The organism is Halomonas sp. 3F2F (genome assembly GCF_014897805.1).
Lineage (GTDB): Bacteria > Pseudomonadota > Gammaproteobacteria > Pseudomonadales > Halomonadaceae > Vreelandella.
Map to the genome: position 1 here is coordinate 42,817 of NZ_JABUZE010000142.1, position 26,168 is coordinate 68,984.

23 protein-coding genes are annotated in these 26,168 nt (G+C 52.7%); 10 read left to right on the forward strand and 13 right to left on the reverse strand.

Annotation, left to right across the window (positions count from 1 at the left end):
* The first annotated feature begins 88 nt into the window (after positions 1-88).
* Positions 89-886, forward strand: coding sequence for an inositol monophosphatase family protein (locus INT21_RS15280; RefSeq protein WP_193068391.1), 798 nt, complete (start codon positions 89-91; stop codon positions 884-886).
* Positions 887-1,516: 630 nt separating this feature from the next.
* Here the strand turns inward: INT21_RS15280 and ykgO are convergent.
* The gene (gene ykgO / locus INT21_RS15285) at positions 1,517-1,657 is read right to left on the reverse strand and encodes a type B 50S ribosomal protein L36 (protein ID WP_082072625.1); all 141 of its coding nucleotides are present in this window, start codon (positions 1,655-1,657) and stop codon (positions 1,517-1,519) included.
* A gap of 12 nt (positions 1,658-1,669) precedes the next feature.
* Positions 1,670-1,939, reverse strand: coding sequence for a type B 50S ribosomal protein L31 (locus INT21_RS15290; RefSeq protein WP_095602579.1), 270 nt, complete (start codon positions 1,937-1,939; stop codon positions 1,670-1,672).
* Between the two features lie 268 nt (positions 1,940-2,207).
* On the opposite strand from INT21_RS15290, the gene INT21_RS15295 reads away from it, so the two are divergent.
* Positions 2,208-2,975, forward strand: coding sequence for an ABC transporter ATP-binding protein (locus INT21_RS15295; RefSeq protein ID WP_125745997.1), 768 nt, complete (start codon positions 2,208-2,210; stop codon positions 2,973-2,975).
* Between the two features lie 98 nt (positions 2,976-3,073).
* Here the strand turns inward: INT21_RS15295 and INT21_RS15300 are convergent, their stop codons facing one another.
* A complete protein-coding gene (locus INT21_RS15300; RefSeq protein ID WP_193085419.1) occupies positions 3,074-4,090 on the reverse strand; it encodes a zinc ABC transporter substrate-binding protein in 1,017 nt (338 codons plus the stop codon).
* A 157-nt stretch (positions 4,091-4,247) separates the two neighbouring features.
* Here INT21_RS15300 and INT21_RS15305 point away from each other — a divergent pair, with 157 nt between their 5' ends.
* Together INT21_RS15305 and INT21_RS15310 are read left to right on the forward strand one after the other, a co-directional pair.
* A complete protein-coding gene (locus INT21_RS15305) occupies positions 4,248-4,988 on the forward strand; it encodes a metal ABC transporter ATP-binding protein (protein ID WP_193085420.1) in 741 nt (246 codons plus the stop codon).
* Entirely contained in the window at positions 4,978-5,781 is an 804-nt protein-coding gene (locus tag INT21_RS15310; protein WP_193085421.1) for a metal ABC transporter permease, read from the forward strand. The genes INT21_RS15305 and INT21_RS15310 overlap by 11 nt, the downstream gene beginning before the upstream one ends.
* A gap of 7 nt (positions 5,782-5,788) precedes the next feature.
* Here INT21_RS15310 and INT21_RS15315 read toward each other — a convergent pair whose 3' ends face one another.
* The 4 genes from INT21_RS15315 to INT21_RS15330 all read right to left on the reverse strand — a co-directional run bounded on the left by INT21_RS15315 (position 5,789) and on the right by INT21_RS15330 (position 10,759).
* Positions 5,789-6,877 (reverse strand): DUF1513 domain-containing protein, encoded by a 1,089-nt coding sequence (locus tag INT21_RS15315; protein ID WP_193060927.1) that lies wholly within the window; start codon positions 6,875-6,877, stop codon positions 5,789-5,791.
* Between the two features lie 3 nt (positions 6,878-6,880).
* Complete coding sequence (locus INT21_RS15320; protein WP_193060926.1) at positions 6,881-7,912, reverse strand: imelysin family protein; 1,032 nt, start codon at positions 7,910-7,912, stop codon at positions 6,881-6,883.
* Positions 7,913-7,961: 49 nt separating this feature from the next.
* Positions 7,962-9,401, reverse strand: a complete 1,440-nt coding sequence (locus INT21_RS15325; protein WP_226916911.1) for a di-heme oxidoreductase family protein — start codon at positions 9,399-9,401, stop codon at positions 7,962-7,964.
* A gap of 77 nt (positions 9,402-9,478) precedes the next feature.
* On the reverse strand, positions 9,479-10,759 hold the full coding sequence (locus INT21_RS15330; protein ID WP_193060925.1) for an imelysin family protein: 1,281 nt from the start codon (positions 10,757-10,759) through the stop codon (positions 9,479-9,481).
* A gap of 173 nt (positions 10,760-10,932) precedes the next feature.
* On the opposite strand from INT21_RS15330, the gene INT21_RS15335 reads away from it, so the two are divergent.
* Complete coding sequence (locus INT21_RS15335) at positions 10,933-11,799, forward strand: LysR family transcriptional regulator ArgP (protein ID WP_089038967.1); 867 nt, start codon at positions 10,933-10,935, stop codon at positions 11,797-11,799.
* 141 nt (positions 11,800-11,940) lie between these two features.
* Positions 11,941-13,734: a diguanylate cyclase gene (locus INT21_RS15340; RefSeq protein WP_193060924.1), complete on the forward strand. Its 1,794-nt coding sequence runs from the start codon at positions 11,941-11,943 to the stop codon at positions 13,732-13,734.
* A 22-nt stretch (positions 13,735-13,756) separates the two neighbouring features.
* Here the strand turns inward: INT21_RS15340 and INT21_RS15345 are convergent, their stop codons facing one another.
* From INT21_RS15345 to INT21_RS15355, 3 genes are all read right to left on the reverse strand, one after another.
* Positions 13,757-14,314: a cytochrome b gene (locus tag INT21_RS15345; RefSeq protein WP_089038969.1), complete on the reverse strand. Its 558-nt coding sequence runs from the start codon at positions 14,312-14,314 to the stop codon at positions 13,757-13,759.
* A gap of 225 nt (positions 14,315-14,539) precedes the next feature.
* Complete coding sequence (locus INT21_RS15350; protein WP_089038970.1) at positions 14,540-14,734, reverse strand: tautomerase family protein; 195 nt, start codon at positions 14,732-14,734, stop codon at positions 14,540-14,542.
* Between the two features lie 37 nt (positions 14,735-14,771).
* The gene (locus INT21_RS15355) at positions 14,772-15,644 is read right to left on the reverse strand and encodes a LysR substrate-binding domain-containing protein (RefSeq protein WP_193060923.1); all 873 of its coding nucleotides are present in this window, start codon (positions 15,642-15,644) and stop codon (positions 14,772-14,774) included.
* 101 nt (positions 15,645-15,745) lie between these two features.
* Between INT21_RS15355 and INT21_RS15360 the strand changes: the two genes are divergently transcribed.
* Complete coding sequence (locus INT21_RS15360; RefSeq protein ID WP_193060922.1) at positions 15,746-16,624, forward strand: DMT family transporter; 879 nt, start codon at positions 15,746-15,748, stop codon at positions 16,622-16,624.
* 3 nt (positions 16,625-16,627) lie between these two features.
* Here the strand turns inward: INT21_RS15360 and INT21_RS15365 are convergent, their stop codons facing one another.
* Both INT21_RS15365 and INT21_RS15370 read right to left on the reverse strand, forming a co-directional pair.
* Positions 16,628-17,401 (reverse strand): RsiV family protein, encoded by a 774-nt coding sequence (locus INT21_RS15365; RefSeq protein ID WP_193060921.1) that lies wholly within the window; start codon positions 17,399-17,401, stop codon positions 16,628-16,630.
* 112 nt (positions 17,402-17,513) lie between these two features.
* Positions 17,514-18,947, reverse strand: coding sequence for a hypothetical protein (locus INT21_RS15370; RefSeq protein WP_193060920.1), 1,434 nt, complete (start codon positions 18,945-18,947; stop codon positions 17,514-17,516).
* 316 nt (positions 18,948-19,263) lie between these two features.
* On the opposite strand from INT21_RS15370, the gene INT21_RS15375 reads away from it, so the two are divergent.
* The 3 genes from INT21_RS15375 to INT21_RS15385 all read left to right on the forward strand — a co-directional run bounded on the left by INT21_RS15375 (position 19,264) and on the right by INT21_RS15385 (position 23,588).
* Positions 19,264-19,638, forward strand: a complete 375-nt coding sequence (locus INT21_RS15375) for a septal ring lytic transglycosylase RlpA family protein (RefSeq protein WP_089038975.1) — start codon at positions 19,264-19,266, stop codon at positions 19,636-19,638.
* A gap of 194 nt (positions 19,639-19,832) precedes the next feature.
* Positions 19,833-20,837 (forward strand): NADP-dependent oxidoreductase, encoded by a 1,005-nt coding sequence (locus INT21_RS15380; RefSeq protein WP_193060919.1) that lies wholly within the window; start codon positions 19,833-19,835, stop codon positions 20,835-20,837.
* 273 nt (positions 20,838-21,110) lie between these two features.
* Positions 21,111-23,588 (forward strand): glucose/quinate/shikimate family membrane-bound PQQ-dependent dehydrogenase, encoded by a 2,478-nt coding sequence (locus tag INT21_RS15385; protein ID WP_193060918.1) that lies wholly within the window; start codon positions 21,111-21,113, stop codon positions 23,586-23,588.
* Between the two features lie 79 nt (positions 23,589-23,667).
* On the opposite strand, the gene INT21_RS15390 is transcribed toward INT21_RS15385, so the two are convergent.
* Entirely contained in the window at positions 23,668-25,716 is a 2,049-nt protein-coding gene (locus tag INT21_RS15390; protein WP_193060917.1) for a TonB-dependent receptor family protein, read from the reverse strand.
* Positions 25,717-26,168 lie beyond the last annotated feature (452 nt).

Sequence of the window (26,168 nt, forward strand, 5' to 3'; positions counted from 1 at the left end):
CCAAAAAAGTCTACTGTCATCGCCATGTCATGAATGGTTAGTTACCTTTATCAAACGATTTGATAACAGCCCTCCCAGGAGAAACGACATGCTTGAGAGCGAAAACAGCTTGCTGGAAACAGTTAAGCAAGCAGCCTATGAAGCAGGTGCGCTGTTGCGCGAGGGGTATTCGCAAAAGGGACGGATTGCATTTGAGAAAAAGGGAACATCTGACTTCGTTAGCTACTACGATACGGCAGCCGAGAGTATCATTATCGACTGCATCAGCAGCGCTTTTCCCGATATCGCTTTCCTTGGCGAAGAAAGTGGCCTGACGCCCACCGATAGCGACTATACCGTGATTATTGACCCCCTTGATGGCACCAGCAATTTTCTGCATGGCGTGCCTCACTTTTCGGTGTCTATTGCGGTCACCAAAGGTGATGCGCTGATCATCGGTGTTGTCTATCAACCACTCCTTGATGAGATGCTCTGGGCAGGCCAAGGCACAGGCGCCTTTCTCAATGATCGCCCATTAACAACACCAGCCCCTCGCCCGCTGACCGAGATGCTGGTGAGCACTTGCCTGCCTTACCATGCCAAAGGCGACTGCACGACAGCGCTAAATCAACTCGCGACATTAATGCCCCAGGTGGCGGGTATCCGCAGCCCTGGCTCAGCGGCGCTCGAGATCGCCTATCTCAGCCTAGGTCGGTTTGATGCTTTTTGGTCGCAAGGCGCCGCGCTCGACTTCTGGGATATCGCTGCCGGTATTGTGATAGCTCGGGAAGCTGGATACACCGTCACGGATATCTCTGGTGAGGCAAATCCTGTTCAATGGAACAGCCTAATTGCTGCGCACCCCGAGCAGCATAGCCAACTGCTAGCATGTTTAAGCTCTTGCTAACAGAATATCCGCTCCACCCCTAATGCAAGTCAGTTAAGCCGACCGGCATTATCTGATGGGCTGGTTTTTTTGTTTAATAAGTGCCTGACGATGACTCCACCCCAGCCCTCCGTGCCGCCCTCGTCACTCCTACAGGCCCTACCACTTCGTCATTCCCGCAGGCCCTACCACTTCGTCATTCCCGCAGGCCCTTAGCGGGAATCCATGTTGACCAGGGGTTTCGGGCTGCTGCAGGCCAAGGTCAAGGTGGATTCCCGATTACCCCACTCGGGAATGACGGTTCGGTGACTCAGGAATGACGGTGCGGCGACTCCACCCCAGCCCTCCGAACCGCCCTCGCCATTCCCGCAGGCCCTGCCACTTTGTCATTCCCGCAGGCCCTTAGCGGGAATCCATGTTGACCTGAGGCTTCGGGCTGCTGCAGGCCAAGGTCAAGGTGGATTCCCGATAACCCCACTCGGGAATGACGGTGCGGTGGCTCAGGAATGACGGTGCTGTGGCCACTTTGCTATATGGAACTAGGGGATAATGCTAGTCAGCCTTAACTGACTGATATTACGCCCCCCTGAGTTCAAACGCTGTATTGTGCGTTGATAAAAAATAAGCCGCTGGCCCCAGGAGATTCCCTGCTTATTTTTTGTGCTTTCCTCCCTGGCGCGCTTTGAAGCGCGGATTCGTTTTACAAATGACATACAGCCGTCCGCGACGTTTGACCACTTGGCAATCAGGATGGCGGTTTTTGGCGGACTTGAGCGAGCTAAGTACTTGCACTCTATATATCCTCTACTTAGCGCCAGAAGAGCGGCGCGAAACCAAACCGAAGCGCTGCTGAAAACGCGCCACCCGACCTTCAGCAGAAACTCTGCGCTGCTCGCCGGTATAGAAAGGGTGAGAAGCGCTAGAGACATCCAGGTCAATCAATGGGTAGGTATTGCCATCATCCCAGACAATTGTCTGCGTTGAGGTACAGGTAGAACGGATCCGAAACGTGGCACCGCAGCTGGTATCGCGGAACACTACGTAGCCATAAGCGGGATGTATGCCCTTTTTCATACTCAACTCCTTCAACCTAAAAGATACAAGATAACATATCAATTACACATGATTCTCATTACCATGTAAAGGTTATCTTGCAAGCCTACCCTCGTTAACTCACAACCCAACGCTTGCCCCGTAGCACTGCGTTAGCCGCCAATACTCAAGCCCTCGCAGGGCTTATCTAAGCCCAACAACAGAAATCTTTTAATTTTTTTGTTAAAAATGAGAACCATTAGCACTAGAATAGAGCCATTATTATTAACCCTATCGCCAGGAGTCATTCATGTTCGAGGTCAAAGGCGCTACCTTTGAAATCAATGGTAAGCAGATTCTAAATCCCATTGACCACAGCTTTCATGAGGGCAAGGTTTACGGCTTGATTGGCCACAATGGCTCGGGAAAGTCGACGCTGATTAAGCTGATGGCCCAGCAGCAACCCACCAGCCAAGGCGAGATTCACTTTGACCAGCGCCCACTGCGTGACTGGGGAAATCGCGAGTTTGCTCGTCAGGTAGCTTATCTGCCCCAGCATTTACCCAGCGCTGAAAGCCTGACTGGGCGCGAGCTGGTGGCTTTTGGTCGCTACCCTTGGCACGGCCTGCTCGGTCGCCATAACCAGAAAGACAAAGACGCCATTGATCGCGCCATCGCCCTTACCCACACAGAGGCCTTTGCCGACCGCTTAGTCGATACACTCTCCGGCGGCGAGCGTCAGCGAGTATGGTTGGCTATGCTACTCGCCCAGGGAAGTCGTTTCTTGCTGCTCGATGAGCCACTAGCAGCACTGGATATTGCTCACCAAATTGAAGTGCTAGCGCTGGTTCGCAAGCTATGCGATGAGCTGAACCTTGGCGTCATTATTGTATTGCACGATATCAATATGGCATCACGCTACTGTGATGAACTGATGGCACTGCATAGCGGTCGCTTGCTGGCCCATGGCAGCCCGGATGATTTGATGAGTTGCAGCACCTTAGAAGCGATTTATGGCCTACCCATGCAGGTGATGAAACACCCCAATGGGGAGCACAATATTGCTGTAGCCCAATGAGTGAAGACATACCGACGCGCTAATGCCAGACGAGATCACTGTCCACATTAGCGCGCCTATTTAATCACTCCTTCTTGATACCGGCTTTCCAGACTGACTCACATCGTGTCGGTACAGTGTTGTATTTCATCAGCCATTTGGTTAAGTAGTGCGTCGTAAAGTCCTGCACCTAGTGTTAAGCCAACGCCCAGGGGATCCATCACACCAATATAGACATCGGTATCGCCAAACACAGTATCAACAATTTGCGGATTAAATTGCGGTTCGCTGAATACACACGTAACGCCTTCAGCATCAACTAACTGCTGGATAGTTTCAATGCGTCTCGGGCTGGGCGAAGATGCGTCGCCGATAGAAATAGCACCAGCCGCAGTGACACCCAACGCTTTTTCAAAGTACTGATAGGCATCGTGAAATACGATAAAGCGAGTCTCCTCGCTATTGGCTAAGCGTTCCTTTAAATCTTGCTCAAGCGCTTCAAGTTCTTGCTGGCCTTGTGCCGCATTAGCACGATAGTGGGCGGCATTATCAGGATCGATTTCGCTAAGTTGCTGGGCAATGGAATCGAGCCAGCGCCGTGCATTACCAGGGTCCAGCCAACCATGTGGATCTTGCCCATCGTGATGATGGTCGTGGTCGTGGTCGTGGTCGTGGTCGTGGTCGTGGTCGTGGTCGTGGTCGTGGTCGTGGTCGTGGTCGTGGTCGTGGTCGTGGTCGTGGTCGTGGTCGTGGTCGTGGTCGTGGTCGTGGTCGTGGTCGTGGTCGTGGTCGTGGTCGTGGTCGTGGTCGTGGTCGTGGTCGATTAGTTCCAGATGCTCGGCGTCGTTTGCCAAATTGGCGATCGGAGCCGATAACCAAGGCGTTAGATCATTACTTACCCATACGACCACATCAGCATCATTTAACACTTTGGCTTCCGAAGGCCTCAGTGAGTAGCCGTGGGGTGATGCACCCGGCTGAATGAAAAGGTCGGGCGATCCGAGACCCCCCATAACTTTGGCTACCAGCGAGTGTATCGGCGGAATGTCTACCGCCACTCGGGGAACATCTGCTAGGGCTGACAAGGGAAAGCTCGCTAATAGCGGCAGGGTGTAACGTGAAAGTCTGTACTTCATGATGTTCTCCAAATTATCAAAACCATAATGCCCCCACTCTCATACGACCTATCTAGAAAGCGCTTATAGCCGCAGAAGCATTAGCCCTTATTTTTGCAATATGATATAACATAACAAATTGAATCAGAATAGCAATTAACCGAGAGGCTGCAAGCTGATGTCTCAATTCATTCCTCGTAATGTCCCTCTCCTGCGCGCCAAGCAAATCAACGTTCTGATCAGTGGCCAGCATATTTTGAGAGATATTAATCTGACATTGCACCGTGAAGAGATTGTCACGCTGATTGGCCCAAATGGCTCAGGAAAATCAACGTTAGTTAAAACATTAGTTGGGGCCATTAAGCCAACATCAGGCAACGTCACCATCGATGAGAATTTGTCTATCGGTTATGTGCCCCAGCGACTCCATTTAGACCCAACGCTACCGATGACGGTCTCACGCTTTCTTAACCTTCCTCACCGCCATGCCCGCCGCGATGTGCAGCAAACATTAGCAAACGCGGGGGTCGAGGCATTAGAAAATGCCGCCATGAGCCACTTGTCAGGCGGCCAACTTCAACGGGTACTGCTGGCCCGCGCGCTTATCACAAAACCAGACATCTTAATTCTCGACGAGGCAACACAAGGGTTGGACTATCGTGGCATCGCAGATTTTTATAAAAAAATTGAAGAGGTTCGTCAGCACTACCGCTGTGCCGTATTGATGGTCAGCCATGACCTTCATGTCGTCATGCGCACCGCCGACCATGTGCTGTGCTTAAACGGCCACATCTGTTGCGAGGGCAAACCAGAGCGTGTTGCGTCTTCCCCAGACTATCAAGCGTTATTCGGTGAACAGACAGCACAAATGCTGGCTTTTTATCGTCATCACCATGAGGAGGCAGCCTATGTTGGATGACTTCATGTGGCGCGCGACTCTGGCCGGCATATTCGTTGCCCTTGCCGCGGCACCGCTTGGCTGCTTTGTGGTTTGGCGACGCATGGCTTACTTCGGCGATGCGACATCTCACGCCGCCATCCTTGGTGTTGCACTGGCTTTAATGTTTAACCTCTCTATTTTTGCAGGCGTATTAACCGTTGCCCTCACCATGGCCGCTTGCGTAACGCTACTCAGCGGGCGCGGCTATGCCATGGATACGCTACTCGGCGTTATGGCTCACTCGGCCTTGGCGATCGGCCTGGTCGCTGTTTCATTTATTTCAGGCGTCCGGATTGACCTGACGGCATATTTATTCGGCGATATCCTGGCCGTTGGCCAGGATGACCTGTGGATCATCGGTGGCGGCGCATTACTGATATTGGCGTTACTCTTCTGGCGTTGGTCGGCACTTCTGACTGCCACACTGAGCGATGAACTTGCCTACGCCAATGGCATTCAGCCCCGCCGCGAGCAATTGGTCTTAACTCTTTCTCTTGCCCTGGTCGTGGCTGTAGCACTCAAGGTGGTCGGTGCATTGCTAATTGCAGCCTTACTGATTATTCCTGCTGCAACGGCAAGGCCTTTCTCCAGAACGCCTGAAATTATGGCACTAGTAGCTATGTGTATTGCGACATTGGCGGTCACGTTGGGACTCAGGGCCGCTTACTATTTTGATACCCCCACGGGGCCGACGATTGTTACCTTGGCCGCTGGCTTTTTCGCATTTTCGACTCTAGGGATAAATGCTTTTCGCTATTTAGGCCAACGTTAGATATCTGTCAGGTCAAATGATTATCCCAGCGGAATTCCTGGCTGGCGAGCAACTCGGGCACTGCCGTGTCAGGCGTTACACGGTAGAGTCCGCCCTGGCCGGAGGAGACCAGAAAGCCGCCGCTCCCATCACAGCGGGCACCGGCAGCGTCGGGTAGCTCCAGGTTAGCGTTCAAGCGGCCCTGTTCAGCATCTAGCAGCAGCACCCGATTGCCGCGAGGAGCGGTCACCAGAACAGTTGCTGAAACACGGCTAAACGCGACGCTAGCGGTGTAGTGCCGAAGGCTGGTGGTGACCTCATCGGGCAGCGCCAGCTCAGAGAAGCCTCCGGCAGCATCCAGACGACAAATCAGCGGATAGGACTCCCACTCAGGGCCTTCAAATTGGTATCCGGCGATCACCGTGCCGTCCGCTGCCACGTCTAGATGACGGCAGCTAAGCTGGTGGTGCGAAGGAGCATGGCGGGCTACTACTTCGCCGCTGTGGCGATTCATAAGCATCAGCGCCGGGGCCATAGTGTCCAGATTGAGCTTAACCCGACCGTAGTCAGGGTGAGTCTGGATTCCCCCCAAACCAATCACCAGAGTATCACCATCCGGCATCAGCCGAAGCTCATGGGGCCCGATACCATCCAGCGACATATCGCGCACATGAGCGTAGTCGTTGGCAGCATCGTAAACGCGCACCAGCCCGGCGCTGTCCGCCAAACGATTGGCGGTGACATACAGATAGCGCCCGTTCAGGTCGAAAACCCCATGTCCATAGAAATGGTAACCTTCTCCCGCTGAAATGGTGTGAGCTAAGCGCCGATTAGCCCCATCGATCACATGCATTCGAGTGCCGGGGCGGCGGGCAAAAAGTACTGCCTGGTGGGAGCTAGGACGTAGACAGCCCCCGTGACAGCGCTCGGGCACTTCAATCATAAAGCGGCTTTTACCATCCAGTGCCACTCCAGCGATGTAGTGCTTTCCATCAAGATCATCAACCGCGCTAAACAGCCAGTCAGCATTTTCGCGCCCCGGCACCGCCCAGCTCAGTGGTGTTAATGCCATTAAGACGCTTCCTAGCCCAGCTTTCAGCACCTGCCGTCGCTGCATCGCTCAATCTCCATCGCTAGAATTAAAGCCACGCACGAGGCCAAGCTCGGCCGCAATTTCGGTTCCCAGCAGATAGTTCAACTGACCAATATTGAGATAAAGCGACTGCAGGTCACGAAAGGCTTGATCGTCCAGTGACGTTGTCAGCCCCGAAGGCAGATCACTCGCCTTGGCTAACGTCTTGTCCAATTGATCACGAAATGTCTCGGCGAGTGGCACTGCATCGGCTTCGCGCAGCAACGTCGAGAGCCCTGGAAGAAACCCTGTGCGCAGCCCTTCAAGCGTACTTTCCACCAAACGAATGGAGTTACCGCTACGCCAAGCTTCCGCTAAATAGCGATTAGCAGGCGTCCCTTGTAGCCCCATTGGCTCACCAAGACGTTTCTGCTCTAGGGTTTCGATTGCTTGAATGGCGTTAGCCAGTGTGGTTTCGGTGTAACGCGGGGTATCACGATAGTGCATACCAAAGGCCTGCCAGTCGCGCTCCAGTGCGCTACTCGTGTCTACGAGATGAGTAGAGATAGCCTGCAACAAGCCGCACATAGCCGGTTCACCAAGTGGCCGGTCACTCATAGCATCGTCATATAGCAAGTACTCAATAGCCGGAAATCCCTGAATCGCGACGCTATCGCTAGCAATATCTTCGGCCGTTGGCGTGGTGTCCGCTCTCAACCATCCTTCTACCTTGCTACCTACAAGGTTTTTGCGGTCTGGCCAGAACTGAAGTTGCCAGCCACGGCTATTCTGCTCAATGGGCCCAAACTGGACAAAGCGCACCGCCTGCCAAGCTTGATAAGCCCCCAGCCAGTCGCTTTCAAGCCGCTGCTTGAGCGATTCATCGGGCGCTTGGCAAAAGCGCGTTGCACTAGCCTCCAGGCGCTCAGAGGCATGACTGAGTTCGGCATACTGCTGCGCTATCGCGCCATGCCAGATATCACGTGGTGTATTGGTGTCCGTATCAGCGGAACCCAGTGCAGAAAAGGGAGCCGCTAAAAACGCAACGGCTACCCCCAAACGACGAAGAGAAGAAATCACATTAACTCCTTACCAATAGCCGACAGCCGTAACAGAAGCGTTGTAAAGCTCATAAAGATTCAAGAAAGCGAATAAGTTCCGCGCGCTGGTCAGCGGGTAGATGTCGATAGGCTTGGGTGGCCGCCTCTGCTTCGCCACCATGCCAGAGAATCGCCTCTTCGAGCGTACGGGCACGGCCATCGTGGAGAAAGCCAGCCCGAGGATTCACCGTTTGTGTCAGGCCAATACCCCACAACGGAGGGGTGCGCCATTCGCGCCCATCCGCTTGAAACTCACTACGATGATCGGCCAAGGCTTCGCCCATATCGTGGAGCAGTAGATCGCTATAAGGCCATATTTCTTGATTCGCCAACGCCGCTCGGGGAGCATCCGAGGCGGTACGATGGCGGGGGGTATGGCAGCTTGCGCAGCCCAGTGCGTTAAATGTCTCGGCCCCCTGTATCACCTCAGGATCATCCATGTTGCGGCGCATCGGCACCGCCAGGCTAGAGGCATAGAAGGTGATGAAGTCTGCAATTTCATCGCTGACTTCAGGCGTTCCACCATCAGGAAAGGCATCGCACCCCTGACTCTCCATACAATCCGTTTGCGGCACTAAGCGAGACGTTAGCCCCATATCGCCGGCGAAGGCGTGCATGCTCTGCTGCTCAATGCTGGGCTCACCCGCTTTCCAACCAAAACGCCCCATCACCGTGGTGCCACTGCGCACATCCCAGACTTGGTTATAGCGCCCGGAAATGCCATCGCCATCGGCATCGTTGGGGTCGGCAGCCGCCATCAGGTCTGCTTCAGGAATCGCCTCCAGCAGGCCCAGGCCAATCATTGGTGGCGCCAACCGCGGCGACGTCAGCAACGTGTTCGGTAACTCACCGTAGGCAGGTTCGGCAATTGAGTAAAGCGGCTCCTGCAAGGTAACGCTATGGCCGTCGGCAAAGCCCACTTCCCGCGGACGGTACTCAATGATCAGTTTGCCCTCCGGCTGCACGCCAGGAATCGCAGAGGTTTGTAGCTGCAAACCGTAGTTGGGTACCGGGAGCGCGCCCCGTTGCTCCAAAATTTCCGGCTCCGACTGATTGGAAGGCAGCGAAAGACGCAGAAACAACGCGATGGGGGTTTCATCTCCCATCGGTGGGTGGCCTCGCCCATCCTTGAGATGGCAACCTTGACAACTATTGGTATTAAACAACGGGCCCAGGCCATCACGGGCCTCAGTACTGGCAGGTGCTACCACCCAGGGGTTGCGGAAAAAGCTATTGCCGACGCTGAAATCAAGCCGCTTGGTCATCGACATGTTACGTAGCGGTAATGAATAAGCGTTGTGATCAAATTGCTCCACTGCCCCATCGCCACCGCTCATCGGCGACGATTGAATGGCGGGAGATTCAGCCGCCTGTAAAGAGACCACAAACAAAGAGGCCGCCAACAGTGCTAAGAAAAGGCAGCATTGAGCGAGTCGCCTGAAGGCAAAAAAGCGAGAGAGGTGGCACATAAATATACCTTGAGACAAACGACAAAAGCCGTCCGACAGCCAAGCTGCCAGACGGCTCATAAAATCAAACGAATGATTTAGAAACGATGGCCTGCATCATCCGGCTGCAAAGAGGTAACCCCCAACTCACCGGCGGCTTCTTCAAGGGATGCCGTTTGCGCCACCAGAGTGAGAATCGCCTCGTTGATCAATTCACTGCCCTGCTCATTACCCGGCGCAATCATCATATCGAATGCCATCGGCGAGCTTTCCGCTTCAGCCGCTTGCTTGATAGCATCAAGCCGCGCCATGGTGGCTTCAAGCTGCTCACCAAGGGTATCGGCTAGCTCGCTATCTGTCTGAGACAGTAAGTCTTGCAGCGAAGGCCCCTCTACCACACTGCCATCAAGGCGCTGATAGCTGCCGGTGTAGATATTCTGAATCCCCTGGCCGTTGTAGTAGTGAGAGTTGTGGGTATTATCGCTGAAGCAGTCGTGCTCATCCTCAAAAGAGTTGGCTTCAAGCGCGACTTTCAAGCGCTCTCCCGCTAGTTCACCCAACGATAGCGACCCCATACCAAATAGCATACGGCGCAGGCCTTCCTGATCACTTTCAGCCAGCAGTTCCTGACGATAGTTGCCTTCAACTTCAGGCGACCACTGGGCAACCATCCACTCAAGATCACTGACTAGCAGGTCCGACACTGCATCCAGGTACGTCCGGCGGCGATCGCAGTTACCATGGGTGCAGTCATCGCCGGCTTGGAAGTCACTCACCGGACGCTCACCACTGCCTGCTTCGAAGCCATTAAGGTCCTGCCCCCAGAGCAGAAATTCGATGGCGTGGTAGCCGCTGGCGACGTTGGCTTCTGAGCCCCCCACTTCGTTAAGGTCGGCTAAGAGCTCTGACGTAATATCACTGACATCCAGGACTTCCCCCCCTATCGTGATACGTTCGTTGGCAATGATATTAGCAGTGGCCCCTTCATTACCCAGCTCATGCTGATAGCCATCGCTTTCGACATAATCAATCATGCCTTCATCCAGAGGCCAGGCGTTCAGCTGCCCTTCCCAGTCATCCACCACCACATTGCCAAAACGAAATACTTCGCTTTGCTGATACGATACCCGTGCTTGCAACCAAGCTTGCTTAGTTGCGTTAAGAGCCTCAACAGTAGGGTTGGCCAGCAATTCGTCGATACGCTCGTTCAACACCTCGGCGGCATTGAGCGCATCGGCGTAATTAGCATGCGCCAAGTCGGCATAGTGATGAACCACAGCGCCGGCGCTAACAGCATCGTCAGCGGAAACGGCCAAAGGCATCAGCGCGCTAAGCGCAACGATACCTGCAAGAGGGCGACGGAGCATGATGACAGGCATTACAGTGTCCTTTAAGCGATGGCATTAAGAGTTTAGTGTCGTTTCCCTGTAGATTAATGTAATTCATTTACTTATGACATTCAATCTCACTTGCATAAAGATATGGCGCTTTTATTTGTTAAATACGCGCCTTTTGCATAACGTCATTACTTTCTTATCCTGGGAAGACGGCCATGTTGGATTACAAACTTCTCCATGCTCTGGCCACTGTGGTGGAGTGCGGCGGTTTTGAACGAGCAGGCGATACATTAGGACTTTCTCAATCAGCCATCTCCCAACGTATAAAAGCACTGGAAGTACGTCTAGGCCAGCCAGTGCTAATGCGCCATCCTAAGCTTTCACCTACACCTGCTGGTCAGCGGCTACTCACCCATTACCAGCAAGTACAGCTGTTAGAACGCGACCTACAGCAGACGCTACCTACGCTAGATAACGCAACGACCCGACTAAGAATCGCCATCAACGCTGACAGCGTGGTGACGTGGTGGGCAAACGCTGTGGCAGATATCTGTCAAACCGAGGGCGTATTGCTCGATTTAGTTATTGAGGATCAGGACGTTGGGCTTAACCGTCTGCGAGATGGCGATGTCGCAGCCTGCCTTTGCTCTACGCCAACACCCATCGCGGGCGCTCGCTGTATTAAAGTAGGCGAGATGCGTTATCTCCCGCTAGCATCACCTGCCTACGTGCAACGCTACTTTCCTGAAGGCCTTTCTCCAGAAGCTTTTCAGCAAGCCCCAGTGATTGTGTTCGGCCCTCATGACCAGCTTCAGCATCAGTTTCTTGCTCAGTGTGGCTATCACGGCCATTTCCCCTACCACCTGTGCCCTTCATCAGAAGGGTTTGTGCGTCTCGCCACCGCAGGCATTGGCTACGGAATGGTTCCACAACTGCAGGCACTAGACCAACTGCAAAAAGGCCATCTTGTCAGCATCGCCCCCGGCCACTCGCTTACCGTGCCACTTTATTGGCATTTTTGGCGCCACAGTGGACAACTAGTCCAGCGCCTAACTAAAAGTCTGAACTGTCTCATGCTTTAGACCCATTGTCGGCCACTCGCTTTGAAAGAGGTCTACACTTTGCCTAGGAGCAAAACCCGCCCAAGGCAGGCAAGGGAACCTAGGCACTAAGACCTAGAAGCGATAAAGCCCAACGCAAAAATAACCAAAATAGCGATATTTATGGATGCTTACTGTTGGTTAAAGCGCCTTCCGGCTGGCTTGTTAGTGCTTATTATTAGCTGGCATTCACAAGCAAGTGCTGCAGCTACCATCGTCGTCTCTCCCGAGCAGGCGCGTTACGACTTAAATGAAGCAAGCGGTTACTGGAATACCTTAGAATCGCTAAACCTACGCGATGTTTTAGCATTATCTCCTTCATTTAAACCGGTCCATCACGCCTCTAACCTACATTTCGGCTATACACAAAGCGATGTCTGGCTAAAAACACAAATTCGTAATGCATCGTCCCTCCCGACTACCTGGATGGTTAAATTCGAATACCCATTTTTAGACCATGTCACTCTGTATACGCTGAGGGAACACGCTAGCGATGTTCAGTACAGCGGAAGCGCCGTGCCAATTGACGAGCGATCAATCGCCCACCGACAGGCCGTTTTTCCGGTGATGCTGGTCGGCGGAGAAACCGTGACGCTTTATACCCAGGTAAAAGCCACGGGCAGTAAGTTTCTGAGCTACAGCTTAATGACGCCAGAGGCGTTTTATACTCAAAATGACCGGCATAATTTCTGGCTGGCGACTTACTTCGGCATGCTGCTAGCATTAAGCATTTACAACCTGCTGCTATTTTTTGTGCTTAAAGAGCACGTATTTCTCTACTACGCGCTATTTGCCTTCGGGTTTACACTGGCAAGTTTGACGTTCAATGGCCTTGGCACGCTGATGTTTTGGAGTTTCCTAGGCGATAACACCGCGCGCCTGGTAGCGATTGGCTTTACCTTTGCTTCTGCGATGGGCGCCCTATTCACGCAAAGTTTTCTTAACACGGCCATCTACTGCCCACGTTGGCATCACATCATTACGCTGTTTCGCGGCTACTGCTATATAGCGCTGGTAGCGATGATATTTTTGCCACTTCAACCCGCCCTACGCTTAATGGATATAACAGGGTTTGCTGCCTCACTATTAATGCTCGTGTGCGGTATTTATTGCAGTTGGCGCCGCGTGCCTAGCGCCCGTATTTTTGTGCTCGCCTGGTCAATATTTCTACTTGGGGCTAGCGTGTTTGCACTTCGAAACCTTAGTATTCTACCCGCCAATTTCCTAACCCTTCACGGAATACAAATCGGCTCAGCCATTGAGATGTTGCTGCTATCTTTCGCACTAGCCGCACGTTTTAATAAATTAAAATGGCAAAAAGAGCGTGCTCAAGCAGAAACCGTCGCAATGCTCAAAAAACAGGAAGCTGTTCTAGAAGCAAAAGTAGCCGCTCGTACTCAGGCACTAGAGAAGCTAGCCAATCACGATATGCTCACCGGCTTGCTTAACCGCAACGGGCTGACACGCTGCGCAGAAGCGGCTCTTGAACACTGTAGAAAAACGCATACGCCTTTAGCACTGGTCATGTGTGACCTTGACTGCTTCAAACCAATTAACGACCAGTATGGCCATGAGGTAGGCGATTTCGTGCTTCAGCAAATCGCCAAGCGTCTCGTGCACGTCGCACGTGGGAGTGATCATTGCGCGCGCTTTGGCGGCGACGAGTTTATTCTCTTACTGGAGGGGATAACTGATCAGACTGCGTTAGAGGAGATGCGTAACCGTATCGAACAGACCGTTCGCTCACCTATCAAGCTACCTGATGGCACGTTAGTTAGCGTCGGCGTCAGTATCGGTATTTGTATTAGCTATGCAGATAACGACACGTTAGCCAGCCTGCTTCGCGAAGCGGATAGCCAAATGTACGCCGCCAAGTCACGCCAAACCACCCGTTACTATGGCTATGGTTCAGCGTGATCCTGACGGATAGAACACGATATCAGTCAAATAAACTCATACGTTTCATAACGTTATCGCGCTTGATTCGCCAGTGAAATAGAGCACCCGCAATATGCAGCGTAATAAGCACAACTAACGCCCACCCTAAACGCTCATGCCAAACAAACAGCGTTTGCGAAAGCGCTTCGTTTTTGCCCAATACCCCCGGCAAATGCCATTGAAAAAACTCAACAGGAAAGCCGCCGGTAGCAGTGGCTGTCCAACCAATCAGTGGCATAACCACTAGCCCCGCATAAAGCAAGTGATGCACGCTAGTACTGATAATTCGCTCGAAGGCATTGAGCGGCGGTTCGTGGTCGGGCACAACAAAAGCTAGCCGCGTAATAATCCTCAGCGTCATTAGCAACAGTATCGTCACGCCTAAGGTTTTATGGCTGGTATAGAGCACGTTGGTAAGCGCATTCCCAAGCAAATCAACGGCGCGCTCATACCCCAGGAAGCCAAGCGTCAGACCACTTGCCAATGACAGCAGCACGGCGACTGCCACTAGCCAATGCAACACTCGGTGAGGATAAATATAGTGATCTAGCTCGTGCATTCAGAACTCCTGGCTCATTCGCGTCATGGTAGTTAGCTTAGCTCAGTCAGGTTGCGTTAGAAAAACTAAGAAACCTCTGATTAACTATTGCGCTTGTCCATACTGCGTTAAAAATCGCCTCAAAATGCTCATTTACAACTCGTAAACTCCGCTTTTTCGTTGATTTTTGCCTTGTCTGGCCTACGCTCATAACATTAATCAGAGGATCCTAAATTATCGAGCCCCTCACTGAGCCGTATCACAATCAGCCCCCATTTGGCCGCCTTTGGACCAATTTTCCTGGGTTACTTCTTGAAAAAACACCTGCACGCTCACTGGGTCGGTACCATACACATCGCAGAACGCATCAGTAATACGCTTTGCCAATTCTCGCTTTTGCGCAAGATCACGGGGGAATTGCTGGATAGTGACTATAGGCATCTTAGCTTCCTATCAATGAACATGTTAAAGCAACACCTTATAACGCTTCACTAGGTGCCGCTAGCTGTTCGCGAATCAATTCTCCTAAACGCCGCGCAGGCTCAGAAGGACGGTGTGGAGCACGATGAAGCGCTAGCTCAATCATTGGCAAGGCAGGAAGGCCACTACTGTCATCCAGCGGGCGCAGCGAGGGGGTCAACATACTACGCGTTACCACAACAACAGCTAACCCCGCGGTTACAATAGGGGCAAGACCCGCCATTGACTGGCTGGTATACGCAACGCGCCAATCACGCCCAGCCCCTTGTAACGCCTGCTCAGCAACCTCGCGAAAAACATCAGCGCCGGGAGAGTAAAGCGCCAGCGGAATAGGGTCACTTAGCGAAGGCTGCTGATTTACCCCTACCGCCCACATCAGTGGCTCACGACGAATCACATCGCCTCCTGGCGAATTTCGTTGGCGAGTCACCAGCGCCAAGTCCAACTCTGCTGCTTTGACCTGTTCGACCAAATGAGCACTAGTGCCACACTTTACGGTTAGCCCCACCGCAGGATACAGCTGGTGAAAGTACGCAAATACTGACGGCAATAGCGACGCATAGTCTTCAGGAATACCCAACGTTAAATCGCCCGTTATCTGGCGCGCCTGCATATCGCTCCACGCGTCGTCATTGAGTGCCAATAGGCGGCGCGCGTGTACCAGCAAACGATCTCCTTCTGGGGTGAAACGTAGTCGTCGCCCAGCTCGCTCATGCAAACGCACATCAAGCTGCGTCTCTAAACGCTGTAACTGCATGCTCACTGTTGACTGGGTATACGCCAGCCGCTTTGCCGCTGCCGTAACGCTACCTGTATCGGCAATAGTAACCAGCGTACGAAGTAGCGTTAAGTCAAATGTTGGTGCACGCATACATCACCATTATTGATAATAATGATCATAAAAGATCGATATTGTGATGAGTGTTTACTGAGTATGCTGCGCGTCTCAGGTTTAACGCAAGGAGAGATGCCATGCATCCCGTTCATTCCCCGGCCGTCATATCCCCCAGGTACAGTGTATGCGCAGCACTTGTGGCGGTGATGTTATGGAGCATAGCGCCGCTATTAGCAGAGTTGGCTCGGGATACCTCTCCGCTTCAGCTCACCGCACTTACGCTGCTTGCAGGTGCACTGGCAACATTGCCACTCAGCCGTCGCGTTAACGTCGCGGCTTGCCGTCCTCGCTGGCAAATTAGCGTATGGCTTGGCCTACCACTATTGATCGTTGGTGCTGTTAGCAGTTACTACATTGGCATGCGTCTAGCACCTGCCGCAGAAGCCGCTTTGATCACCTACACCTGGCCAGTGCTGTTTGTACTATTAAGCCAATGGAGCCGGTTTGGTCGTCTGCATATCGCCAGCGTGACAGGTGCGCTAATTGCTTTTTCGGGTGCCGCTATTTTGTTACTGCCGCAAGCCTTAAGTGGCGGCTTTGGCGGGGCTGCTTCAGGGTATGGGTTAGCGCTACTGGCGGCTTGTTGCTGGGCGCTCTACTCCTGGCTCGGGCAAGTAGCTCCTGTATCGCTAACACCATTGCTCCCGCGGTTATTAATGATCGCCTGCGCTGTTGCAGCCTGCGCCAGCTTGATAGTGGAAGGAACCTTCATCATGCCGCAGGGTGAGGCTCTGTTGGCGGGTATCGCGCTGGGGCTTGGGCCGTACGGCATCGCTATGGTGGCCTGGGATAAAGCACTACGCTTTGGCCAAGCCAGCCTAGTCGGCAGCCTTGCCTATGGCGTACCGATCCTAGCGGCACTGCTACTGGTACTGGCAGGCGTCAGCGTGTTTGACTGGCGGCTACCAACGGCCGCCTTATTGGTCGTCGTAGGCTGTTTAAAAGCAAGCCGCTAAACACTATTGACCTAAATAGCGAGGCTTTGCGATACCTTCCAGCGCATCAAGGGGGATCGTCAGAACAGGCTGGCCGGCTGCATAAGGGGCAATTTCATAGACGTTGTATTTAACTTCCCAGGCAGTTGCCAACGGGGCTATGTTGCGGCTCTCGCTGAGCGGCCAATTGAGGGCAAACTGCTCATCATGACCCATCTCCTCTATCCAGCGTTGGTGGGCCTGATCAAGCAGTGCTTGAAAAGCGCCCTGCTGGCCTTCCAACAACATATCGTCTGGATCAACCACACGCAGCTGACGCTCGTCTATCACCATAAACTCAGTCATTGGCAAACCATGCGCTTGCCCCGCATGATAAACGTAGCTACTTAGCTCAAGTATCAATAAGTCGTTGTGCTGCCCATAAACCTTAGCTTCTAATACCGCTTCGCTAGTCATTGCTCCAGGTGAGGTGCGATTATCTTCCTCAGCTAGCTCAAAAAAGTTTTGTGCATAGGCCTCCCAGCTATCAGCTGGCAATGCATCCTCCTCAGTGATGCCCATTGCAAGCGTTAACAGCCGTTTTTGTAACTGCTCCGTTAGCTCTGCAGATTGCGGAAACGCGAGCGCAGACACGGTGACGGTAGAGCACTGTTCAGCCTGACACTCAGGTGCTATGTACTCTTTTTCAACCGCTTTGGAAGCAAGCGTAAGTGACTCTGCAGAAGCATCATCCGACGACTGACAACCACCTAGTAACAATAAACCAATCACCGTTAAACCGAATGAATAGCGCAGCATAAAACCTCCTTGTGAATAACGTAGGCACCTTCAAGCCACGTAAATAGGAATACAAAAGCAAACGCCCCTGCTGTCTCCAGCAAGGGCGTTGCATCATACAACGTGCGCTACATTACGCGTCAGGCTGCATTTCTGTTGGCTCTGTATTGACTTGCAACTCAAACATGCCGCTGCCGCTAACTGCGAAACCACGTGCAACAACAGTGTAGGTACCCGGCAAAAGCGCCTGCTCTAAACGCGAGTTAGTGCCGCTACCGCCGTCATCATCGCTATAAGAATCACCGCCGCCACTTAGCTCTAAATACGTATCAAAGTCACTTGAACGCATGCTGAGCCTAACCAAAGAGCTTTCTTCTAAAGTGAGTTCATAGGTCAACGGCTCACCACTATACCAGCCAGTGAGCGTTTCATTAGCTGTTAACTCACCCTCATTACGTAGTTCTACACCCTCCGGCAATTCACGCGGCTCTACTGAAAGCGTAAACAAACCGCTGTCGGAGCCATACGCCGTGCGTGCTGTTAATTGATAACTACCCGGTGCTAAAAAGTCGGCAATACTGGCATCCAGATTGCCAGCACTATCGTCATCTTCGCGGAAGTAGCCATTTGGCCCTTCCAGCACAAGATAAGAGTCGATATCGCTTGAGCGCATATCAATTTGATACATACCCGCTTCTTCGATCTCTAGTTGATAGCTTCGCTCCTGGCCGCTAAACCAACCATTCAGCGTTTCGCTGGGCACAACACTCCCATCATTGCGCAGATCGTCAGGCAATTCACGTGGCTCCGCACTCAACGTAAAAAGACCACTCCCTTCGCCGAAGGCAGAACGTGCGGTGACGGTGTAATCACCAGGAGCAAGAAAGTCTGAAATACGTGCATTCAAGTTGCCAGCGCCATCATCATCCTCACGGTTGTAGCCGTTCGGACCAGACAGCTCCAGATACGCATCAAACTCATCGGCACGCATCTCGATTTGATACATACCTTCTTCTTCAACGGTTAACGTCACTTCCCGTGACGTGCCACCTAGCCAACTATCCATCGGCTCGCCAATGGTCAGCGTGTCAGAATCGCTCAGCTCAACCGTGCGGCTATTAAGGGTGAATGGGCCATAGCTGCTTGCATCCGCCCCACTGACGGCCACTACGTATTGACCATCTTTTTCGATACGATGACGAACGGTCTCGGCATTCTCCAGCAGCTGCAGCCCATCGTCATAGAGAGCAACGACTCCCCTTAAGGCACCACTGAGAGAAAACTCGACTAACGAGTCCTCTTCCAGATTGATGACATAGCGCACATAGCGGCTACCATCATTACCGTTCAGCTCCGCTGCCGAGGTAATCTCTCCCCTAGTTTGCTCACCTAGCGTAATACTTTCGAGCCCTGCTAATGCTTGGGAAACCTGCCCCTGCTCCGCACTGGTAGGTTCTGCGGCGCTTGTCGTTGATGTAAAACTGGGCGCCGCCTGAGCGGCTAACAACCCAACAGCAACCCCACCGGCGGCAACCAAAATTAGCGTTAGAGAAGAAGACTTAGCCATAGGTGCATCCTTGTTTATTGGCAAACATGTAAAACCTAGCGAGTGCTAATTATATGATGCCTATCTGAGTAAAGTGAGCCTTTATCTAAAATTTATACCAGACACATGACACCGCCGAGTTACATCGACCACACTTCGTTAACTTGCTGAATCACAACGGCACTGAAGAAAGTTGCAAAAAATCTTAATTTAGAAGCCAATTGCACCGATCTTCGTAAAGCTTGCCGTATTAAAATGACCACGTTACCATCGGAGCAGATATCGGTAAATACTCCGACACATAAAGAATCGGCACAATGTAAACTGAGGCACTCCAATGGGAGCATCTAAACGGTTCATCCGCACGAGCTGTGCTGCGGCATTACTCACCTTCTTTTCCACTGGTCATGCATTTGCCACAGAAATTCAAGAGGGAATCGCATCCTTTTACAGCGATCGCTTCCAGGGTTCCCCTACAGCCAGTGGCGTACCTTTTGACCAACAAGCGCTAACGGCTGCTCATCCAACGCTTCCTTTTGGCACCAAGGTGCTAGTTACCCGCCCTGATACTGGCCAGGAGGTTGAGGTACTGATTAATGACCGCGGCCCCTTTGTTAAGGGACGTATTATTGACCTATCAAAACGGGCAGCTCGCCAACTCGGCATGATTCGACGCGGCGTTGCCCCCGTCATGATCACCCTGGTCGATTAACGGATAACACACCCGCAAGTGTGTGATACCCCTTAAACAAACAGCGTTGAAGAAGATTAAGCTTAATTGAAAGCGGCTCACCAGAGCCGCTTTTTTATTGCACAGCAAATTAACTCTTCGACGAACTTGAAAGCGCGCTAACGGTCTCTATGCTGCAAGGAGATTTGTTTAAATCACACATGCAGGAGGCACCCATGCAATCTCGCTTTTTTACCTTAACGAATTACCCCACCGGCTTACCTAAACGCGAACTATTTTCACTGGAAAGTCAGGAACTTCCCGATCTTGACGAAGGTGAAGTCAGGGTTCGCAACCATTGGCTGTCCGTTGATCCATATATGCGTGGACGAATGACAGGGGTACGCACCTATGTCGCCCCTTTTGAGCTGGGCAAGCCGATGGAAGGTGGCGCAATTGGCGAGGTCATTGCGTCTAACCACCCAACCATTAAGGAAGGCGATAAAGTCAGCCACATGGGCGGCTGGCGGGATATCGCGCAGGTGTCAGGCGACAGTGTCACTGCGTTACCAGACAGTGACGTACCAGAACAAGCATATCTAGGTGTATTGGGCATGCCAGGTATGACGGCATGGACAGGCTTGAACCTTATTGCCGAGTGTAAACCTAGCGACAATGTACTGGTAAGCGCTGCCAGTGGTGCTGTTGGCTCGCTTGCTGTACAGCTGGCGAAAGCCAAAGGTTGCCACGTGGTTGGCATTGCTGGGGCTGCCCACAAGCTTGCATGGCTTGAATCATTGGGCGTTGAGCCGGTTAGCTACCAAGGCCGAAGTGCACAGGAACTCAGCGACGCTGTTAAGCTTGCTAGCCCTAATGGCATTGACGTGTATTTTGAGAACGTTGGTGGTATCTGCTTAGAAGCAGCGCTAAGTCAACTCAATGACGGTGCACGCATTGCTGTATGCGGCATGATTGACAGCTATAACGCCGAAGCACCGGCACCAGGGCCGAGCAACCTTTCCCAGTTGGTGGTACGCAAAGCTAAGATGCAGGGATTTATTGTTGCCGATCACTGGTCTAGCTATCGCTACTTCCTCAACGAAGTCTCTCCTCAGGTAGCGAAAGGCAATATAGCCTATAAAGAAACCGTCAAAGAGGGTCTTGAAAGCACACCGGATGCCTTTTTAGCGCTTTTTGAAGGGGGCAACACCGGCAAAATGCTGGTGAAGCTCACTGACTAAGCCATGCTTACGTCAAGTTAACCCCACATTGCTACCTCACTATTTCCTACCTCAATAACAAGCCGCGCCACGGTAACAGGCGCGGCTTTTTGGTTTGCAGCACTACTTAGCAAGCAAATTATTAGACCAAAAGTGAATTGATTATTAAAATTACCCATAATCAATGTGTGTTTTAACCCATCATCACTGCCAATGGGTTAGGGCACGTTGCAGATCTGTCGCTTTTCTAATTTTACCAAGCGGCTTCAATTCGTTGTTAATAGGGGTTTTCTCATGGATGGACACACGCGTGCCCACGGCAAATGGCCAGCGCTACTGCTTGGCCTGCTACTCGCGGTAGCTGGTGTTGCACTGACCATTGGCGGCGCTAAGCTGCTTAGTTTAGGTGGTAGCGCTTACTACTTAATCGCTGGGGTCAGTATTTTTGTTGTCGGTGTACTGCTGGCAATGCGCAAAGGCATAGCCTTATGGCTTTATGCAGCGGTACTTTTTGCAACGCTGCTATGGGCACTCTGGGAAGTTGGCTTAGACTGGTGGCAGCTGGTCCCCAGGGTTGCCATTGTCTGTTTAATTGGCATCATTTTACTGCTTCCCTGGTGGCGCAAACCGCTACATTCACGCGGCGGCAGCCTAGCGCTAGTGGCAAGCATTGTCGCAGCGATTATTGTGGCAATTGCTAGTCAATTCACCTATCCAGGTACTGTGGCAGGCACGATGGAGTCTGCCAATAATAAAGAGGTTAACCCAGCCCAGGCTGCAGGCGATGACTGGCCTGCCTACGGCGGCACTAATGCAGGGACGCACTACTCCTCGCTTAGTCAGATTACTCCCGAAAATATAGGCGAACTGGAAGAGGTGTGGCGTATTCAAACCGGTGATGAACCCGGCCCCAATGCACCGCCTGAAATCACCAACCAAAACACGCCGTTAAAGGTCAACGATAGCCTTTATATTTGTACATCGCACAGCCGTGCGATGGCACTGTCGCCCGAAACCGGCGAAACCCTGTGGGCGTTTGATCCCAACATTAGCACCATGGGCGCAGACGACTTTTCCGGTTGGGCACATATGACCTGCCGCGGCTTGGCGTATTATGATGCGGCTAATTATTCCAGCAGTACTGAAGATTCCACCATCGATAAACCAACACTGTATGCCGATGGCAGTCAGTTTGAACTCGACCTCTCCTTCTCGCTCACCTCAGAAGAAGACTCCACGTCTGAGCTGTTAAGCGCCACCGATGTCATGTGCCCACGCAGGCTTTACCTACCCACCGCCGATGCCCGCCTGATTGCACTCAACGCCGATACCGGGGAGCGCTGTGAAAGTTTCGGCGAAAACGGTGAGATCGACCTGACGAACAATATTGGCGAGTTTAGCCCAGGAGGCTATTACTCGACATCGCCTGCGACTGTCACTGAAGACTTAGTAATTTTGGGTGGCCACGTTACCGACAACAGCTCAACCGACGAACCCTCTGGCGTTATACGCGCCTTCGACGTACATACTGGCGGACTAGTGTGGAACTGGGACAGCGGCAACCCTGAAGACACCGCACCATTAGAAGAGGGCGAGACTTACACGCGTAACTCACCCAATGTGTGGGCGCCGATTAGCGCCGATGAAGAGCTTGGCCTCGTTTACCTGCCCATGGGTAACGCTACGCCAGACCAGTACGGCGCTAACCGCTCTGAAAATGATGAGACCTTTAGTGCCGGGCTAGTAGCGCTTAATTTGAACGACGGCCAAGTGGCCTGGGTGTACCAGTTTGTACACCACGACTTGTGGGACATGGACACACCTGCACAGCCCGTATTGATTGACTTGGCAACAGCAGATGGCACCCAGCCAGCCGTCATTCAGCCCACTAAACAAGGCAGCTTGTATGTGTTAAACCGTGAGACCGGCGAGCCGATTGTGCCCATTGAAGAAGTGCCCGCCCCTCAAGGTGCTATTGAAGGCGACTGGACGGCAGAAACCCAACCTCGCTCAGCACTGAATTTGCTACCACCGCCGCTTACCGAGCGCGACATGTGGGGCGCATCACCCTTTGATCAGATGATGTGCCGCATCCAATTCCTCTCGCTGCGCTATGAAGGCCAGTACACACCGCCTTCGCTGGAAGGCAGCATTATCTACCCTGGCAACGTTGGGGTGATGAACTGGGGTGGTGTTGCGGTAGACCCAGAACGCCAAGCACTGTTTACCGGCGCGAAGTACTTAGCGTTTGTTTCCAAGCTGATTCCACGTGATGAAGTTGAGGATGGCCAAGGCTCAGCTAGCGAGCAAGGCCTGCAGCCCAACACGGGTGCCCCTTACGCAGTAGAACTCGGCCCGCTGCTGTCAGTGCTCGGCCTTCCCTGCCAAGCACCCTCTTGGGGGGATGTGGCAGGAATCGACCTGCAAAGTAACGAAGTTGTGTGGAAGCACCACAATGGCACCACCCGCGACAGCATGCCCTTTGATCTGCCGATTGGTCTGAACGTCGGCGTCCCTGCGCTGGGTGGCCCGCTAACCACTGCGGGTGGCGTTTCCTTCCTAAGCGGCACACTGGATCAATACCTGCGCGGCTACGACATCACCACTGGCGAAGAGCTGTATAAAGCTCGCTTGCCTGCCGGCGGCCAAGCAACGCCGATGACTTACACCGGCGCAGATGACCGCCAGTATGTGGTCGTTACCGCCGGTGGTCACGGCACCTTCGGCACCAAAATGGGTGACTACGTGATTGGTTACGCTTTACCGGAATAGCCATCACTTAGCGTAGCGACGAACAAAAACGGGCGACCCAATGGGTCGCCCGTTTTTTTTGCTAGGGAGCCTCTGCTGATTAAAAACTCAACTCCACGCCGCCATAAACACTTCGCCCTGGGGCTGGCTCATAAAAGCGGCCAAAGGTGCCGTTTAAGCGCACATTGGCATAGTGCTCTTCATCAAGCAGATTGCGCAGACCAAGATAAGCACTTAGTCGCGTACCTTCACTTAACTGCCAACCATCACCTACCCGGAGGTTGAGCAGCCAATAGCTATCTACCTCCGTCGCATTAGCGTTATCCGCTACTAAATCACCGATGTATTCGGTTTCCAACGTGACGAAACGCTGATCAAGGTTTTCCCAGGTTAATTGATTGACCCACGTTTGCTCTGGCAATCCAGGAATCCGGTTGCCATCAAAGCGTTCACTAGGTGTTGCAAACTTATCGAATTCATAACGCGCGAGGGTTAAAGCGCTATCCAGACGCCACTGGTCGGCAAGCTGCCAGCCCAGCGCCAGCTCTAGGCCATCGCGATTTGTGTCACCTGCATTCTGATAGAAGGTACGACCACCCTCATCATACGGCACCAACTCATCGCGAACGCGGACCGAAAATAGTGCGAGATCGTAATCCATCGCCAACGGCTCAATGTAGCCACGCAACCCTATTTCGCGATTCCATGCTTTTTGCGGCTCAACAGCAGGGTTAAAGCCACCGCCAGCCGGGTTGGCAAACTCAGAAAACGTGGGTGTCTCAAACGCGGTGCCGGTATTAATATACGCTTGGTGCTGCGGACGATAGCGATAGCTTAGCCCCGCCGAGCCACTCCACTCGTTAAAGGTACGCTTCCCGCTTTGATCTCCGTCATCAAGAAACGTATCGTCGACGTCTAGCGCCACCCGGTCATATCGCGCGCCCAACGAGAGCGTGACCTGTTCCGAGAGCGCTAAATCCCCTTGGGCAAACACGCCAGCGGACGCCGCAGTTTGGGTTTCATCCGCTAACTGCTCGCCAACTACTCCCTGGGCATCGACATTATTACGAAAACGCTCATCCTCTTGGCGCGCCACATCCACCCCAACGATATAACTCAGCGGCAGGCTCCCTAACGCCACCTCGTGATGGTATTCAGCGCTTGCGCCCATATAGTCCCGCTGATAACCCAAACGACTACTGCCCACAAATGGAAGCTGCTGTTCAAAGCTACGCTGAGCAATTAAGCCCTTGAGATACAGCTCACCATCCCCTGCCGCTAAGTCTTCGTATTGCAGACCCAACAGCTGCTGATCGACGTTTTGCCCAGCATCTAGCGCTAGCGAATTGGGCGCAGCCTGATCGCGCCCAGCGGCAACTTCACGGGCATTAAGTGCACCGGGATCTTCCGAACGGGGGTTCTCCAGCAGATTAATAATCGCAGTAACCGCCCGCCCACTGCCGAGTTCTCGACGCAACTTTGCATTCAGCAAATACTTCTCGGTTGAACTTTGTTCACGATAACCATCAACGTTAAGCGCCGTCAGACTGATATGGTGCGACCAATCGCCCTGTACACCGCCATTTTGCAGTGCCACTTTTTGATAGCCATCACTACCTGCGCCCATCCGCAGCCGTGTACCAGGATTATCACGCCCATCTGCAGTGGTCACATCAATCACTCCGCCAGCCGCATTACCGTAAAGCACTGAAGACGGCCCGCGAATCACCTCAATACGCTCGGCACTGTCTAAATCAATGGCATCCAACTGCGCTTGACCATCCGGAAGTGTGTATGGAATGCCATCTACCATAACGGTAATCCCACGCACACCAAATGGAGCACGCGCGCCAAAGCCGCGAATAGCAATGCGTTGCCCTTGGGCGAAGTTATCGCGGTTTTGTAAAAACACCCCCGGTACTCGGTTAAGCGCTTCATCCAACCTCACCCGTTGCTGACCTTGGGCAATTTCTTCGCTCTCCAAGGTAGAAACGGCCGCTGGTGTGGCATACAGCTCGCGGGCTAAGCGCGGAGCGCTCACCTCTACTGTAGGCAGTACCGCATCTTCACCGCTGGGCGCCTGCGCCCACACAGGGCTGGCTAGAACAACGCTCGCGAGCAGCAGTGATGACGGTAGATAGTGACTCATGGCGTTCCTTATTCATCTGTAGTCGATGGGCTTTCGCAGCCCTAATTTCTTGAAGATCTAATTTTTTGAAAACCTAAGTTCTTGAAAATCTAAGCTCTTGAAAACCTAAGCTCTTGAATACGCCTACCTAAGCAAGTGAACGATAGCCCAAACACGAGGTCGTACCTAGGTCGCACTGATTCGCCAAACTTAATCATTGCGACTACGTTACGCTCAATCGCTGAACCGCACTGTTGCTAAAAGGCCAGCATTAGCAATCAGCACTAAAACCGTTATTGATATCTACATTATAGAGACCTACGTTATTAACCTGTTCGTTATTAACAAACAGACTGTATAAGCAAAGGAGGCTGCATGGCGTTTACCGCAACTGACCCGATCAAGATGATCTTTGCCGTTATTCTGCCCCCACTAGCCCGGATTTCTCACAGGGTATAAAAGAAAGCGGCTGA

What these genes read in the sequence shown, in the direction of transcription:
- INT21_RS15280 (WP_193068391.1), top strand. Translation starts at nt 89, where the DNA reads ATGCTTGAGAGCGAAAACAGCTTGCTGGAAACAGTTAAGCAAGCAGCC.
- INT21_RS15290 (WP_095602579.1), bottom strand. Translation starts at nt 1,939, where the DNA reads ATGAAAAAGGGCATACATCCCGCTTATGGCTACGTAGTGTTCCGCGAT.
- INT21_RS15295 (WP_125745997.1), top strand. Translation starts at nt 2,208, where the DNA reads ATGTTCGAGGTCAAAGGCGCTACCTTTGAAATCAATGGTAAGCAGATT.
- INT21_RS15300 (WP_193085419.1), bottom strand. Translation starts at nt 4,090, where the DNA reads ATGAAGTACAGACTTTCACGTTACACCCTGCCGCTATTAGCGAGCTTT.
- INT21_RS15305 (WP_193085420.1), top strand. Translation starts at nt 4,248, where the DNA reads ATGTCTCAATTCATTCCTCGTAATGTCCCTCTCCTGCGCGCCAAGCAA.
- INT21_RS15310 (WP_193085421.1), top strand. Translation starts at nt 4,978, where the DNA reads ATGTTGGATGACTTCATGTGGCGCGCGACTCTGGCCGGCATATTCGTT.
- INT21_RS15315 (WP_193060927.1), bottom strand. Translation starts at nt 6,877, where the DNA reads ATGCAGCGACGGCAGGTGCTGAAAGCTGGGCTAGGAAGCGTCTTAATG.
- INT21_RS15325 (WP_226916911.1), bottom strand. Translation starts at nt 9,401, where the DNA reads ATGTGCCACCTCTCTCGCTTTTTTGCCTTCAGGCGACTCGCTCAATGC.
- INT21_RS15330 (WP_193060925.1), bottom strand. Translation starts at nt 10,759, where the DNA reads ATGCCTGTCATCATGCTCCGTCGCCCTCTTGCAGGTATCGTTGCGCTT.
- INT21_RS15335 (WP_089038967.1), top strand. Translation starts at nt 10,933, where the DNA reads ATGTTGGATTACAAACTTCTCCATGCTCTGGCCACTGTGGTGGAGTGC.
- INT21_RS15340 (WP_193060924.1), top strand. Translation starts at nt 11,941, where the DNA reads ATGGATGCTTACTGTTGGTTAAAGCGCCTTCCGGCTGGCTTGTTAGTG.
- INT21_RS15345 (WP_089038969.1), bottom strand. Translation starts at nt 14,314, where the DNA reads ATGCACGAGCTAGATCACTATATTTATCCTCACCGAGTGTTGCATTGG.
- INT21_RS15350 (WP_089038970.1), bottom strand. Translation starts at nt 14,734, where the DNA reads ATGCCTATAGTCACTATCCAGCAATTCCCCCGTGATCTTGCGCAAAAG.
- INT21_RS15355 (WP_193060923.1), bottom strand. Translation starts at nt 15,644, where the DNA reads ATGCGTGCACCAACATTTGACTTAACGCTACTTCGTACGCTGGTTACT.
- INT21_RS15360 (WP_193060922.1), top strand. Translation starts at nt 15,746, where the DNA reads ATGCATCCCGTTCATTCCCCGGCCGTCATATCCCCCAGGTACAGTGTA.
- INT21_RS15365 (WP_193060921.1), bottom strand. Translation starts at nt 17,401, where the DNA reads ATGCTGCGCTATTCATTCGGTTTAACGGTGATTGGTTTATTGTTACTA.
- INT21_RS15370 (WP_193060920.1), bottom strand. Translation starts at nt 18,947, where the DNA reads ATGGCTAAGTCTTCTTCTCTAACGCTAATTTTGGTTGCCGCCGGTGGG.
- INT21_RS15375 (WP_089038975.1), top strand. Translation starts at nt 19,264, where the DNA reads ATGGGAGCATCTAAACGGTTCATCCGCACGAGCTGTGCTGCGGCATTA.
- INT21_RS15380 (WP_193060919.1), top strand. Translation starts at nt 19,833, where the DNA reads ATGCAATCTCGCTTTTTTACCTTAACGAATTACCCCACCGGCTTACCT.
- INT21_RS15385 (WP_193060918.1), top strand. Translation starts at nt 21,111, where the DNA reads ATGGATGGACACACGCGTGCCCACGGCAAATGGCCAGCGCTACTGCTT.
- INT21_RS15390 (WP_193060917.1), bottom strand. Translation starts at nt 25,716, where the DNA reads ATGAGTCACTATCTACCGTCATCACTGCTGCTCGCGAGCGTTGTTCTA.